The sequence below is a fragment of the Pseudomonas sp. RA_105y_Pfl2_P56 genome, from assembly GCF_963970845.1.
In the GTDB taxonomy this organism is placed as follows: Bacteria; Pseudomonadota; Gammaproteobacteria; order Pseudomonadales; family Pseudomonadaceae; genus Aquipseudomonas; species Aquipseudomonas baetica_A.
Window position 1 is genome coordinate 18213 of the sequence record NZ_CAXAPL010000025.1, and the last position, 13526, is coordinate 31738.

12 protein-coding genes are annotated in these 13526 nt (G+C 59.8%); 6 read left to right on the forward strand and 6 right to left on the reverse strand.

Translation table 11 applies throughout. From position 1 onward, the window contains the following. Window positions 1–122 precede the first annotated feature (122 nt). From sixA to AACY11_RS17675, 3 genes are read right to left on the reverse strand one after another with little or no spacing between them, the layout of a single operon-like run. Window positions 123–575, reverse strand: a complete 453-nt coding sequence (gene sixA, locus AACY11_RS17665) for a phosphohistidine phosphatase SixA (protein ID WP_339430824.1) — start codon at window positions 573–575, stop codon at window positions 123–125. Then, window positions 572–919: a DUF4389 domain-containing protein gene (locus AACY11_RS17670; protein ID WP_339495427.1), complete on the reverse strand. Its 348-nt coding sequence runs from the start codon at window positions 917–919 to the stop codon at window positions 572–574. The genes sixA and AACY11_RS17670 overlap by 4 nt, the downstream gene beginning before the upstream one ends. An 18-nt stretch (window positions 920–937) precedes the next feature. Further along, window positions 938–1963 (reverse strand): NAD(P)H-dependent glycerol-3-phosphate dehydrogenase, encoded by a 1026-nt coding sequence (locus AACY11_RS17675; protein WP_339430826.1) that lies wholly within the window; start codon window positions 1961–1963, stop codon window positions 938–940. Between the two features lie 196 nt (window positions 1964–2159). Here AACY11_RS17675 and AACY11_RS17680 point away from each other — a divergent pair, with 196 nt between their 5' ends. The 6 genes from AACY11_RS17680 (at window position 2160) to AACY11_RS17705 (ending at window position 9632) form a co-directional block, all read left to right on the forward strand. Further along, entirely contained in the window at window positions 2160–4283 is a 2124-nt protein-coding gene (locus AACY11_RS17680) for a TonB-dependent receptor plug domain-containing protein (protein ID WP_339495428.1), read from the forward strand. Window position 4284: 1 nt separating this feature from the next. Further along, window positions 4285–5217, forward strand: a complete 933-nt coding sequence (locus AACY11_RS17685; RefSeq protein WP_339430828.1) for an ABC transporter substrate-binding protein — start codon at window positions 4285–4287, stop codon at window positions 5215–5217. Then, window positions 5214–7118, forward strand: coding sequence for a response regulator (locus AACY11_RS17690; RefSeq protein ID WP_339495429.1), 1905 nt, complete (start codon window positions 5214–5216; stop codon window positions 7116–7118). Before AACY11_RS17685 ends, AACY11_RS17690 begins: the two co-directional genes overlap by 4 nt. Before the next feature lie 247 nt (window positions 7119–7365). Continuing rightward, the gene (fabA, locus tag AACY11_RS17695) at window positions 7366–7881 is read left to right on the forward strand and encodes a 3-hydroxyacyl-[acyl-carrier-protein] dehydratase FabA (RefSeq protein ID WP_003227150.1); all 516 of its coding nucleotides are present in this window, start codon (window positions 7366–7368) and stop codon (window positions 7879–7881) included. A gap of 11 nt (window positions 7882–7892) precedes the next feature. Beyond that, window positions 7893–9113: a beta-ketoacyl-ACP synthase I gene (fabB, locus tag AACY11_RS17700; protein ID WP_221733008.1), complete on the forward strand. Its 1221-nt coding sequence runs from the start codon at window positions 7893–7895 to the stop codon at window positions 9111–9113. 330 nt (window positions 9114–9443) lie between these two features. Continuing rightward, window positions 9444–9632 carry a hypothetical protein gene (locus AACY11_RS17705; RefSeq protein ID WP_339430830.1) on the forward strand — a complete coding sequence of 63 codons (189 nt, stop codon included), beginning with the start codon at window positions 9444–9446 and terminating at the stop codon, window positions 9630–9632. Between the two features lie 69 nt (window positions 9633–9701). On the opposite strand, the gene AACY11_RS17710 is transcribed toward AACY11_RS17705, so the two are convergent. The 3 genes from AACY11_RS17710 to relA form a co-directional block, all read right to left on the reverse strand. Further along, a complete protein-coding gene (locus AACY11_RS17710) occupies window positions 9702–10244 on the reverse strand; it encodes a DUF2058 domain-containing protein (RefSeq protein WP_339430831.1) in 543 nt (180 codons plus the stop codon). Between the two features lie 25 nt (window positions 10245–10269). Beyond that, window positions 10270–11103, reverse strand: a complete 834-nt coding sequence (gene mazG, locus AACY11_RS17715) for a nucleoside triphosphate pyrophosphohydrolase (RefSeq protein WP_339431010.1) — start codon at window positions 11101–11103, stop codon at window positions 10270–10272. 132 nt (window positions 11104–11235) lie between these two features. After that, window positions 11236–13479 carry a GTP diphosphokinase gene (gene relA / locus AACY11_RS17720; RefSeq protein WP_339430832.1) on the reverse strand — a complete coding sequence of 748 codons (2244 nt, stop codon included), beginning with the start codon at window positions 13477–13479 and terminating at the stop codon, window positions 11236–11238. Window positions 13480–13526 lie beyond the last annotated feature (47 nt).

Consider the following 13526-nt stretch of genomic DNA (forward strand, 5'->3'; position numbering starts at 1 on the left):
GCGACTCGCTCCTGTTTTTTGGGTCTGGAGCAAGCGTAGTCAACCAAGCAAGTGCTTGGTTGGAAAATTCAAACAAATAATTTCCCCCGACACAGCGAAATGTGGGAGCGGTGTTTACAACGTTATGGATGCTTGAGGCTATTGAGCTTCATCGAGCCGATCAGCAACTCACTGTGTTCAAGCTCCGCAAGCCCGGCCGTGCTGACCCTCTCGGGCGGATACCCGGCGCCATGCTGCAGATAGCTGAGCAAATTGCCCACCAGCGGGTTATGGCTGACCAGCAGCACATTGCTCACCGAGACCAGTTGATCGGTGACCTTGTCCGGATCGACCTCCGGCGTCAGCCACTCGACCGTGCGAATCGGCGGCTCGAAACCCAGCGCCTCACGGACAATCTGCGCGGTCTGTTGCGCGCGCAGATAGGGGCTGGCGTAGATCGCGGTCAACGGCTGGCCCATCAGACGGGCCGCACTGCTCAAGGCTTCCTGGCGGCCATGCTCGGTCAGCTCCCGCTCGGCATCGGGGCACGCGCCATAAGGCACGGCTTCACCGTGACGCAATACCCAGAGTTTCATAGCTTGGGTTCCTCATCTCGGGCCGGATGCGGTGCTGGCGGCACGGCATGCGGCGCTTCGCCTTCGGGGGTACGCGGCGCAGGCCAGTCGGCGAACGGCCATGGTTTCTGGTCGCTGTGAAAGCTACCGAAACGGCCGATCTGTGCCAGAAACTGGCTCAGGCTGTCGCCGAAATTCATCAGGCCGGCGCTCGGAGCGCCATAGATCAAACGATAGATCAGTTGCACCAGCACCACTGCGCCAAGGATGAACTGCGCCACTTGCCAGGCCAGCACGTAAATGAGCATCCACAACACCCGCAGGAGGATGGACTCGTACTTGGTGTCGATTTTTGGATCGTTCATAGGTCGTTCCCTGCTGATTCAGTTGAAACCACTGGTGGAAATAAAGTCGACGTCGGTTTTCGGCTCGGCCCGCATCAACAACGCGATGACCTGGTCCAGCGTGCGCCCTTCGAACAGAATGGCGTGCAGCCCGGCGACCAGCGGCATGTAGACACCCACCTCCTGGGATTTGGCCTTGAGTACTTTCAAGGTATTCACCCCTTCGGCGACTTCACCAAGGCGCGACACCGCTTCGTCGAGGCTCAGCCCCTGACCGAGGGCGAAACCGACCTGATAGTTGCGGCTCTTGGGCGACGAACACGTCACGATCAAGTCACCGACGCCGGCAAGCCCCAGGAAGGTCATGGGGTTGGCACCCTGATTCACCGCAAACCGGGTCATCTCGGCCAGGGCCCGGGTGATCAGCATGCTCTTGGTGTTCTCACCCATCTCCAGAGCCACCGCCATGCCGGCGATGATCGCGTAAACGTTTTTCAACGCACCGCCCAACTCGACACCGAAACGATCGGCGCTGGCGTAGACGCGGAAGGTGCGGCCATGCAGCGCGGCTTGCACTTGTTTGCACAGGTCTTCGTCTTCACTGGCAACCACGGTGGCGGTCAGTGCGTGCTCGGCGATTTCCCGCGCCAGATTCGGCCCGGACAACACGCCGATGCGCGCTTGCGGAGCGATCTCTTCGAGGATCTGGCTCATCAGCTTGAAGGTGTGGGCTTCGATACCCTTGGTCAGGCTGACCAGCATTTTGCCGCTCAGCCGTTCGGCGTGGGCGGCCAGCACCGTGCGCAACGCGCTGGACGGCAGGGCGACAAAGCACAGGTCACAGGCATCGAGGGTGGCTTGCAGGTCGGTGACGGCGGTCACGCCCGGCACAATCTTGATGCCTTTGAGGTAACGCGGGTTTTCGCGATTGACCCGGATGGCCTCGGCCTGCTCGGGGTCACGCATCCACTGCAAGACTTGATGGCCGTTCTCGGCCAGAAGATTGGCCACGGCGGTACCAAAACTTCCGCCTCCCAGGACCGCAATCGGGCGCTGTTCAGTCATATGCAATCCGTTAATCCATACCAGTGGCGATGTCGGCATTATACGGGGCGACCCCGTCGCGGCCAGCCCCCGCGTCAATTACCGATACTTGTAGGAAGAAGACCAACAAAACCTAGGAAAATGCCTATAACGTGACTGGAAAAGTCGCTGCCCTCGGTTAACATGCCCGCCAATTCTTCGCTCTATAGGCTGTGTCGTGCTCTTTGCTTCTCCCTCATCGCGCTCGTCCCTGTTGCTCGCGCTGCTGTTCAGCCCGGTCGTGCAGGCCGATGACCTGTTCATGGACAGCGAGTCGCTACCGCAGGTGCTGACGGCCACACGCCTTAAACAGACACCGGCGCAAGTGCCGGGAAGCATGACCGTCCTCGACAGCGAATTGATCAACGCCAGCGGCGCCCGCGACATCAGTGAACTGCTGCGCCTGGTGCCCGGGATGATGGTCGGCAACGTCAGCGGCAATCAGGCTGTGGTCAATTACCACGGCACCAACGCCAGCGAAGCGCGGCGCATGCAGGTGTTGATCGACGGCCGCTCGGTTTACCGCGCGGGTCTGGCCACGGTGGACTGGAGCGATATTCCGGTGGCCGTGGAAGACATTGAGCGCATCGAAGTCTTCCGAGGCCCGAACACTGTCAGCTACGGCGCCAATGCACTGATGGCGGTGGTCAACATCATCACGCGCCACCCGGCGAACAGCCACGGCACACGGCTGAAGATCACTCGAGGCCAGCGCGGCATCAACGATTTCCATGCCAGCCAGGGCACGGGCTGGAATGGCGGCGACCTGCGTCTGTCGCTGTCAGGTCAAGAAGACGACGGTTTCGACAGCAATCGCACAGGCGCCGATTACCGCGACAGCCGCCGCTTGAACCGTTTCAGTCTCGCGGTCAGTCATACCCTGAGCGACAGCCAGAGCCTCGACTGGCAGGTCAACGCGAAGGACGGCACCAACCAGCGGCCCTATACCTACCGACCGGTGTTCTCGGGGATTACAGACGCGGGGAACAACTCCGACGTGGTGGCCAAGGACTACGCCGGGTCGGTGCGCTGGAATCTCGACATCAATCCCGAACATAGCCTTTATGTACAAGGATCGGCGCAGCACTGGGACCGTCAGCAAACCTGGCGAGCTTGCGACGCCGAAGTGTCGTTCAGCCCGGAACTGACGCAGCTGTGGCAACTCGACCCCAATTACACCGAGCGCCTGGCGCGCAACATCACCCGGTTCACCGGCCCCGGCGCCGAGCCCGGCAGCCCGCAGAAAATGGCGCTGGCCAATCAGGTGCTTGATCAATGGCGCAACGGCGCCAGCCAAACCCTGTGCGGCGATATCGACCAGAGTGCCCGGGAGTCGCGTTACGACCTCGAATTGCAGGACACCCTCAGCCTGTCCGACAGCCTGCGCCTGGTCAGCGGCATGAACTATCGTTACGACCGGGCCGATTCCGAGACCTACTTCAACGGCACGCTGGACGACACCACTTGGCGCGCCTTCGGCCAACTGGAATGGCGCGCGACCGAACACTGGCTGTTGCAGGGCGGTGCAATGTTCGAAGACACGCAACTGATCGGCAGTTCGCTGACCCCGCGCTTCGCGATCAACTACCTGATCAACCCGCGCCATGGTCTGCGTGCGGTGTACTCGGAGGCGATCCGCTCGCCGGACATGTTCGAGAACAACGTCAACTGGAGCTATCAGGTGACCAACCTGCGGCCCACGGCGTACGGCCAGTCGTCAGCGCGTTATTTCGTCAAGACCCGTGGCCCCGGCGATCTCGATCAGGAACACATGCGCTCGCGTGAACTGGGCTACAACGGCAATTTCGCAGAGTGGGGACTGGCACTGGATGTGAAGCTGTTCTACGACGAAATCACCGGGATGATCAGCGAGCCGTTGCGCAACAACCAATACATCGCCAGCAATGCCAACAGCTCACGTTTTCGCGGCACCGAAACCCAACTCGACTGGCGCGTGAGCAGGGTCGACCGCTTGCGTTTCACTTACGCCTACGTCGACGCCCAAGCGAGCAATCCGCTGGATCAGCAATTCACCTCGCGCAACAGCGGTTCGGCCGGTTGGCTGCGCGACTGGGGCCAAGGCTGGAACAGCGCCCTCTTCTATTACGGCGACAACGCGCTCAACGGCTATCGCTTTGAACGGGTCGACACGCGGATCGCCAAACGCATCCCGCTGGGCAAAGCCCAACTGCAACTGGCCGGCGTGCTGCAACAGCGCCTCGATCACGCGCCAACGACGTTCGTGGACAACCAATACGACGAACGCCGGGTGATGTATTTCAGCGCCGAGTTGGAGTTCTAGGGTGCGCCTCGGCCTGTCACGCAAGGCGCCAACCCTTGGCCACTGCCTGGCCGGGCTGTGCCTGTTTCTGGCCGCGTGGCTGCACGGCATCGCAGTGCAAGCTGCCGATATTCTGCTCACAGGGGCTGAAGAAAGTCCCGGCGTGCAGGCTTTCGTTCAGGCCCTCAGCGAGTTGCGTCCGACCGACAGTGTGCGTTTCCAGCCGCTGGCCAGTCTCCCGGCACCGGGAAAATTACCTTCCAGACTGCGCCTGATTCTGCTCGATCTGCCAAGCCTCGACTGGCGCCTGCAAGACTCAAAGGGCCCGGCAACGCTGGTGCTGCGTATCAGCCGCGTGCAAGCACATCAGCGTTTCGGCTCGGCACAACCCTCGCAGTTGACTCTGCTGTGGAGCGATCCACCACTGGGCCGTCAATTGCAGTTGATCCGGCGGATGTTGCCGCAGGCGCGCAGGGTTGGCGTGTTGTTCCACCCGCACAGCGAATTTCTGCTCAAGGAACTGCGCCTGACCGCTCAATCGCTGAATCTGCAAATCGTCAGCCAACGCTGGGACAACACCCACGACAACCGACCCCTGCAAGCTGTACTGAAAAACAGCGACGTGCTGCTGGGCCTCGACGATCCTGATCTGTACAACCCGAGAACCGCGAAAAACCTGCTGCTCAGCAGTTACTCGCAGCAAATGGCGCTGGTGGGGCCCAACGTTGCGTTTGTCCGCGCCGGTAGCCTGGTCAGCAGCTACAGCGATCAGAGCGACTGGCTGGCGGTACTCGACCAACTGCTCGACCAGCCGCCGGGCAATTGGCCGCCAGCCCTCTATCCCAAACGTTTTAAAGTTTCAAGTAATGCGCAGGTGGCTCGTTCCCTTGGGATCGAACCGTTAAATGACGCGTCAGTCGCCAGAGCGTTGGCTGAAGGAGAAAGCCGCCCATGAGTTTCCGTCGCCGTTGGGACATCAACACCCGGACCCAGTTGATCAGCCTGGGCCCGGCGCTGTTGCTGACCTTGTTGTTGATCAGCTTTTTTACCTTCGTGCGCATTCAGGATTTGCGCCAGGAGCTGAACCACACCGGCCAATTGATCGCCAACCAACTGGCACCCGCCACCGAGTACGGGGTGATTTCCGGCAATAACGAAGTGCTGGAGAGCCTGCTCAAAGCCTCGCTGGCAACACCCAACGTGCGCTTTATCGAAGTGCAGGACAGTGCCAACCGGATTCTGGTCTACGTCGAGCAACCGGCGAATGTCCATAGCCGTGCGCATCAGGTCGAAGTTTTTCAAGCGCCGGTAAGGCTGCAACGGATCGCCCTGCACAATGATTTTTTCCAGGACACCAAAGTCAGCAATGGCGCGGCCAACGAGGATTATCTGGGGCGAGTGATCGTCGGTCTGTCCAACGATGCCTTCAGTCAGCGTCAGCAGGAAATCCTGCTCAAGGCCGCTATTCTGGCGCTGTTTGCCCTGCTCTTCACCTTCATCGTCGCGCGGCGCCTGGCGGGCAGCCTGTCGCAGCCGATTCGCGATATCGGCAATGCGGTCAAGGCGATTCAGCAAGGCGACTATAAAACGCCGCTACCGATTGTCGACGACACCGAACTGGGCGCCCTGTCGCAACACATCAACAACCTCGCTCAGGCGCTGGAACAGGCCAGTCGTGAACAGCATCAAGCCATGGCCCAACTGATCCAGACCCGTGAGGAAGCGGAAAAGGCCAACAGCGCCAAATCCGACTTCCTGGCGATGATGAGCCATGAACTGCGCACCCCCATGAACGGCGTGCTGGGCATGTTGCAATTGCTCGAAACCACCGACATGACCGAAGAACAGGTCGAGTACGCCGCGCTTGCCTCGGAGTCCACCGAACACCTGCTCAAGGTCATCAACGACATTCTCGACTTCTCGCGCATCGAGCGTTCGGAACTGGAACTGGAACATATCCCGTTCAACCTCGCCGAACTCATCGCAGCCTGCGCCCAGTCGTTCCAGCACAGCGCGGTTCAGCGTGGCCTGGCGCTCAATCTGCGGATCCCTGAAGACATGCACGGTTTGCAGGTACAGGGCGATCCGACGCGGATCCGGCAGATTCTGGTCAACCTGGTCGGCAACGCCTTGAAATTCACTGAACAGGGTCGGGTCAGCATCGAGGCGCAGTGGCAGTCGCTGGATCACGAACTGCTGTGGTTCACCTGTTCGGTGCGCGACAGCGGCATCGGTATTTCGTCCGAGAGCCTGGAGTTGATGTTCAACGCTTTCCAGCAGGCCGACAGTTCTATTTCAAGGCGTTACGGTGGCACCGGCCTCGGTCTGCCGATTGCCCGCACTCTCGCCGAGCGCATGGGCGGGACATTGCGCGCGCAGAGCGAAGAAGGTCGCGGCTCGGTATTCACCCTGGAAATTCCGCTGGCTCTTTATAAGCAGGCGTTGCCGCAACTGGCAGCGCCACGCGCATTGAACAGCAGCGGTCACGGCGAGGGGCGTCATGTGTTGCTCGTGGAAGACAATCCGGTGAATCAGACTGTGATTGAAGCGATGCTGCGCAGTTTGGGCTTTACTGTCAGTGTTGCCACCGATGGCGCACAAGCGGTGCAAAATGCCGAAGCAAGCGATTTCGAAATGATTCTCATGGATTGCCGTTTGCCGATCATTGATGGCTACGAAGCGACCCGGCAGATTCGCCGCTTGCCCGGACGCAGCGCGGTGCCGATCATCGCATTGACCGCCAATGCCTTGCAGGGCGACCGCGAGGCCTGCCTGTCGGCGGGCATGAACGATTATCTGGCGAAGCCGTTCAAACGCAATGACCTACAGCAGATTCTGCAGCGCTGGGTGTCGTAGTGACGGCTTTTCGACCATCTGCGACTGGCGTGAAAAGCGAAAGTGCGGCAGTCTTAGGCACCCGAACGAGCCTCAAAAGGGGCTTGAATAAAAATTTCAGTGCACAAGTGTACATTCATGTCCTTGGTGCTGTGACTTTCACCACAACGCAATAGTCTATGAGTAGGCTGCCGGTTCGAGGCATGAACGCTTCGAACGGTCGGGAAGATTTGCCCCACCTGCCGCATGGGATTATTGAGGAGCTCGCATGACCAAACAAAACGCCTTTACTCGGGAAGATCTGCTGCGCTGCAGTCGCGGTGAGCTGTTCGGCCCAGGTAACGCGCAACTGCCCGCCCCGAACATGCTGATGGTGGATCGAATCACCCTGATCAGCGAAGAAGGCGGCAAGTACGGCAAAGGTGAATTGGTCGCCGAACTGGATATCAATCCTGACCTGTGGTTCTTCGCGTGCCACTTCGAAGGTGATCCGGTCATGCCGGGCTGCCTGGGTCTGGATGCCATGTGGCAACTGGTCGGTTTCTTCCTGGGCTGGCAAGGCCTGCCGGGCCGCGGCCGTGCGCTGGGTTCGGGCGAAGTGAAATTCTTCGGTCAGGTGCTGCCGACCGCCAAGAAAGTCACCTACAACATTCATATCAAACGCGTCCTCAAGGGCAAGCTGAACCTGGCCATTGCCGATGGTTCGGTGACTGTCGACGGTCGCGAAATCTACACCGCCGAAGGCCTTCGCGTCGGCGTGTTCACCTCCACTGACAACTTCTAAGGGTTATTCGCATGCGCCGCGTCGTTATCACTGGTCTGGGCATTGTTTCGTGCCTGGGCAATGACAAAGAGACCGTCTCCGCTAACCTGCGTGCAAGCCGCCCTGGCATCCGGTTCAACCCGGAATATGCCGAAATGGGTCTGCGTAGCCAGGTTTCCGGCTCCATCGACCTCAACCTTGAAGAGCTGATTGATCGCAAGATCTATCGCTTCGTCGGCCACGCAGCGGCTTACGCCTACCTGGCCATGAAAGACGCTATCGCTGACTCCGGTCTGACCGAAGAGCAAGTGTCCAACCCGCGTACCGGTCTGATCGCCGGTTCCGGTGGTGCTTCCACGCTGAACCAGATGGAAGCGCTGGACATCCTGCGCGAGAAAGGCGTGAAGCGCGTTGGCCCATACCGCGTCACGCGGACCATGAGCAGCACCGTTTCCGCTTGCCTGGCCACGCCCTTCAAGATCAAGGGCCTGAACTACTCCATCGCTTCTGCCTGCGCCACCAGTGCTCACTGCATCGGTACCGCCATGGAACAGATCCAGATGGGCAAGCAAGACATCGTCTTCGCCGGTGGTGGTGAAGAAGAGCATTGGAGCCAGTCGTTCCTGTTCGACGCGATGGGCGCCCTGTCCAGCAAGCGCAACGACACCCCGCAACAAGCCTCCCGTGCCTACGACGCTGACCGTGACGGTTTCGTCATCGCTGGCGGTGGCGGTATGGTCGTGGTTGAAGAGCTGGAACACGCTCTGGCCCGTGGCGCGAAAATCTACGCCGAAATCGTTGGCTACGGCGCGACGTCCGACGGCTACGACATGGTCGCTCCAAGCGGCGAAGGCGCGATCCGCTGCATGCAGATGGCGATGTCCACCGTTGATACCCCGATCGACTACCTCAACACCCACGGCACTTCGACTCCGGTCGGTGACGTCGCGGAAATGAAAGGTGTGCGTGAAGTGTTCGGCGACAAGGCTCCGGCCATCAGCTCGACCAAGAGCCTGTCCGGTCACTCCCTGGGCGCCGCCGGCGTTCACGAAGCGATCTACTGCATGCTGATGATGGAAGGCAACTTCATTGCCGGTTCCGCCAACATCGACGAACTCGACCCAGAAGTGGCCGATATGCCGGTGCTGACCAAGACCCGCGAGAACGCCACCATCAACACCGTGATGAGCAACAGCTTCGGCTTTGGCGGCACCAACGCCACGCTGGTACTGAAGCGCTGGGAAGGCAAGTAATTCCCCGCTGCTGAGCCTCACATGAAAACGCCCCGACTGGTTCGGGGCGTTTTTTTGGCCTGAAGTAAATGGCAGTTACACCGTAAAACCCTGTGGGGCGAGCCTGTTCGCTCCCACAAGTGGGCTTGCGGAGCTTCTGAAAATGAAACTTCTGTCATGCAACTTCCCACCCTGCGACCGAATGTCGCGGTTTTAGCGGCCTCCAGCACTGTTGCAGAATTCGCAACTATACCTTGCACGAATCAGCCGTTTACTTAGCAAACTAACAAATCATATAAAAGAGTCCTGCACACGCCTTGCTGCAGATAACTTGAGATTTGGAGCTAGCAGATGACTGTAAAAGTAACTGAACGCGACGATTCACACATGTCCCATGAAGGCGTAGCCGCCGGTTTACGAATCTGGGATGTGCATCAACAAGACTTGCTGGTCGGCATGTTCCATAACGAAATCGATGCCCACAACTACAAGGCCGAACTGGAACTGCAAGAACAGCAACGGGATTTACGATCCGCCTGAACCAACCACAGCATTGAAAACGACAAACCCCGCGATCGCGGGGTTTGTCGTAGTGACAGCACTACCGATTTACCACATCAGATCGTCAGGGATCTGGTAGGCCGCGTACGGATCGTCCTCGGTGATGATCTCTTCGGTCTGCACGTTGAGCTGCACGATGCGCTGTGGATCGCGCTCCTGGATCTTCAGGGCCGCTTCACGGGGGATCACTTCATAGCCGCCGGCATGGTGCACGATCGCCAGCGAACCGCTGCTGAGCTTGTTGCGCATCAGCGTGTTGACCGAGAGGCGCTTGACCTTCTTGTCGTCGACGAAGTTGTAGTAGTCCTCGGTGGTCAGCTTCGGCAGACGCGAGGCTTCGATCAACTGCTTGACCTGTGCCGCACGCGCCTTGGCCTCGGCTTTCTCTTTCTGCTGACGATTCAGCTCCTGGTCGCGCTTGACCTTCTCGGCCATGGCTTCCTGTGCGGCGCGCTGCTGCGAGTCATCCAGCTCGATCTGGCCTTTGTGGGCCAGACGCTGCTGCTTCTGTTTGTCCTTGCTGACCTGTTTGGCCTGCTTCTGGTTGACCAGCCCTGCTTTGAGCAACTGATCGCGAAGGGAAATACTCATGGTGCTTACTCACTTGGGCAGTTGCTCAGCCGCAGCTGGGCAAGTTCTTTTCCTGACGTTTGGCTTCACCCCAGAGGGCGTCCAACTCTTCGAGGGTGCAATCTTCCATGGGACGGTGGGTGTCGCGCAATGCCTGTTCGATAAATCGGAAACGTCTTTCGAACTTGCCGTTGGCACCACGCAGTGCGGTTTCCGGATCGACCTTCAGATGCCGGGCCAGATTGACCACGGAAAACAGCAGATCACCGATCTCGTCAGCCACCGCGACGGGATCGTTCTCGGACATGGCCTCAAGCACTTCATCAAGCTCTTCGCGCACCTTGTCGAGCACTGGCAAGGCGTCTGGCCAGTCGAAACCGACCTGCCCCGCACGCTTTTGCAACTTGGCTGAACGCGACAGCGCAGGCAGCGTCGCCGGTACGTCATCAAGCAGCGAAAGTTGCTCTGGCGCAGCGGATTTCTCGGCGCGCTCTTGCGCCTTGATCTCCTCCCAGCGCTGCTTGACTTGCTCTTCACTCAAACGCGGTACGTCGAGCGGCGCATACAGATCGCCGGTGGGGAAGACGTGGGGATGACGGCGGATCAGCTTGCGGGTGATGCTGTCGATCACCCCGGCAAACTCGAATCGCCCTTCCTCCCGCGCAAGCTGGCTGTAATACACCACCTGGAACAACAGATCGCCCAACTCGCCCTGCAAGTGATCGAAGTCGCCACGCTCGATGGCGTCGGCCACTTCGTAGGCTTCTTCGAGGGTGTGCGGGACGATGGTTGCGTAGGTTTGCTTGATGTCCCACGGGCAACCGTACTGCGGATCGCGCAGGCGGCTCATCAGGTGGAGCAGGTCTTCAAGGCTGTACATCATTTATCTCTCACCACAAAACCCATGTGGGAGCGGGCTTGCTCGCGAATACGGTGTGTCAGCAACAATGATGTCGACTGACATGCCCTTTTCGCGAGCCACCCCGCTCCCACAGTTGATCGGCGTTGGTCTTCACGGAGTACGGTTACGCCGCGTTTCGATGATGTTCGGCAACTGCGAAATCCGCCCCAGCAACCGCCCCAACGCATCCAGCCCCGGAATCTCGATGGTCAGGGACATCAGCGCGGTGTTGTCCTCCTTGTTCGAGCGGGTGTTGACCGCCAGCACGTTGATCCGCTCGTTGAGCAATATCTGCGAAACGTCGCGCAGCAGACCGGACCGGTCGTAGGCTCGGATGACGATGTCCACCGGATAGGTGAGCACCGGCACAGGGCCCCAACTGACCTGGATGATCCGCTCAGGTTCGCGCCCGCCCAGTTGCAGCACCGAAGCGCAGTCCTGGCGGTGAATGCTCACGCCACGGCCCTGGGTGATGTAACCGACAATCGCATCGCCCGGCAGCGGCTGGCAGCAACCGGCCATCTGCGTCATCAGGTTGCCGACGCCCTGGATCTGTATGTCGCCGCGCTTGCCCGGCTTGTAGCCAGTGGCTTTGCGCGGGATCAGCTCCAGTTGTTCGTTGCCGCGTTCCGGCTCGACCAGTTGCTGCGCCAGGTTGACCAGTTGCGCCAGACGCAAATCGCCAGCACCGAGGGCGGCGAACATGTCTTCGGCGGTTTTCATGTTGGCCTTGTCCGCCAACTTGTCGAAATCCACCGCAGGCAGCCCCAGACGTGCGAGTTCGCGCTCGATCAGGGTTTTGCCCGCCGCAACGTTCTGATCACGGGCCTGTAACTTGAACCAGTGAACAATCTTGGCCCGAGCCCGGGAAGTGGTGACGTACCCCAGGTTCGAGTTCAGCCAGTCGCGACTCGGCGTCCCGTGCTTGCTGGTGATGATCTCGACCTGCTCACCGGTTTGCAGGCTGTAGTTGAGCGGTACGATGCGCCCGTTGATCTTCGCGCCACGGCAGTTGTGACCGATTTCCGTGTGCACGCGGTAAGCGAAGTCCAGCGGCGTCGCGCCTTTGGGCAAGTCGATGGCGTGACCGTCGGGGGTGAAGATGTAGACCCGGTCCGGCTCGATATCGACGCGCAGTTGTTCGGCCAGGCCCCCGATATCGCCCAGTTCCTCATGCCACTCGAGCACCTGACGCAGCCAGGAGATCTTCTCTTCGTAGTGATTGGAGCCGGATTTGACATCGGTGCCCTTGTAGCGCCAATGCGCGCAGACGCCGAGTTCGGCCTCTTCGTGCATGGAATGGGTGCGGATCTGCACCTCCAGCACCTTGCCTTCCGGGCCGATCACCGCGGTATGCAACGAGCGGTAGCCGTTCTCTTTCGGGTTGGCGATGTAGTCGTCGAACTCTTTCGGAATGTGCCGCCACAGGGTGTGGACGATGCCGAGCGCGGTGTAGCAATCGCGCATTTCCGGCACCAGCACGCGCACCGCACGCACGTCGTAGATCTGGCTGAATTCCAGACCCTTGCGCTGCATTTTGCGCCAGATCGAATAGATGTGTTTGGCCCGGCCGCTGATGTCGGCGTCGACCCCCGTGGCCTGCAATTCGTCTTTGAGCTGGGTCATCACGTCGGCGATGAAACGCTCGCGATCCAGACGTCGCTCGTGGAGCAACTTGGCGATCTGTTTGTATTGATCGGGTTCCAGGTAGCGGAAGGACAAGTCCTCCAGCTCCCATTTGATATGTCCGATGCCGAGCCGGTGCGCGAGCGGCGCATAAATGTCGAAGACTTCCCGGGCGACACGGTTACGCTTCTCGTCGTCGGCGGTTTTCACCGCGCGGATCGCGCAGGTCCGTTCGGCCAGTTTGATCAGGGCAACGCGCACGTCGTCGACCATTGCCACGAGCATCTTGCGCAGGTTTTCCACCTGCCCTTGCGCCCCCATGACCATCGACTGACGCGGGCTCAGACTGGCACTGATGGCGGCCATGCGCTGCACGCCGTCAATCAGCTTGGCGACCACGGAACCGAAGCGCTGGCTGACGGCTGCCAGTTCGATCTGACCTTCGCGCACACCGCGATACAAGACCGCAGCGACCAGCGAATCCTGATCGAGCTTGAGGTCGGCGAGAATCTCGGCAATCTCAAGCCCGGTGCGGAAACTGCCGGAGCCCTCGGCCCACAGGTTCTTGGCGGCGTTGGACTGTTGTTCAGCCTCGCGAGCGAACTCGCAGGCTTCTTTCAAGGCTTCGCGATCCAGTGCCAGATCGACACTGACCGCGTGATCGAGCCAAGCCTCGAGATTGATACTGCCGTCATTGTTGATCGGCTGGTGTGCTCTCACCTGTACCATCTTGCTTTACCTTCCCTACGACGCAGATTCAATGCGTCAAATCGCTG

Excerpts from the sequence above, each read along its gene's own strand:
- sixA (WP_339430824.1), bottom strand. The coding sequence starts at position 575 with ATGAAACTCTGGGTATTGCGTCACGGTGAAGCCGTGCCTTATGGCGCG.
- AACY11_RS17670 (WP_339495427.1), bottom strand. The coding sequence starts at position 919 with ATGAACGATCCAAAAATCGACACCAAGTACGAGTCCATCCTCCTGCGG.
- AACY11_RS17675 (WP_339430826.1), bottom strand. The coding sequence starts at position 1,963 with ATGACTGAACAGCGCCCGATTGCGGTCCTGGGAGGCGGAAGTTTTGGT.
- AACY11_RS17690 (WP_339495429.1), top strand. The coding sequence starts at position 5,214 with ATGAGTTTCCGTCGCCGTTGGGACATCAACACCCGGACCCAGTTGATC.
- fabA (WP_003227150.1), top strand. The coding sequence starts at position 7,366 with ATGACCAAACAAAACGCCTTTACTCGGGAAGATCTGCTGCGCTGCAGT.
- fabB (WP_221733008.1), top strand. The coding sequence starts at position 7,893 with ATGCGCCGCGTCGTTATCACTGGTCTGGGCATTGTTTCGTGCCTGGGC.
- AACY11_RS17705 (WP_339430830.1), top strand. The coding sequence starts at position 9,444 with ATGACTGTAAAAGTAACTGAACGCGACGATTCACACATGTCCCATGAA.
- AACY11_RS17710 (WP_339430831.1), bottom strand. The coding sequence starts at position 10,244 with ATGAGTATTTCCCTTCGCGATCAGTTGCTCAAAGCAGGGCTGGTCAAC.
- mazG (WP_339431010.1), bottom strand. The coding sequence starts at position 11,103 with ATGTACAGCCTTGAAGACCTGCTCCACCTGATGAGCCGCCTGCGCGAT.
- relA (WP_339430832.1), bottom strand. The coding sequence starts at position 13,479 with ATGGTACAGGTGAGAGCACACCAGCCGATCAACAATGACGGCAGTATC.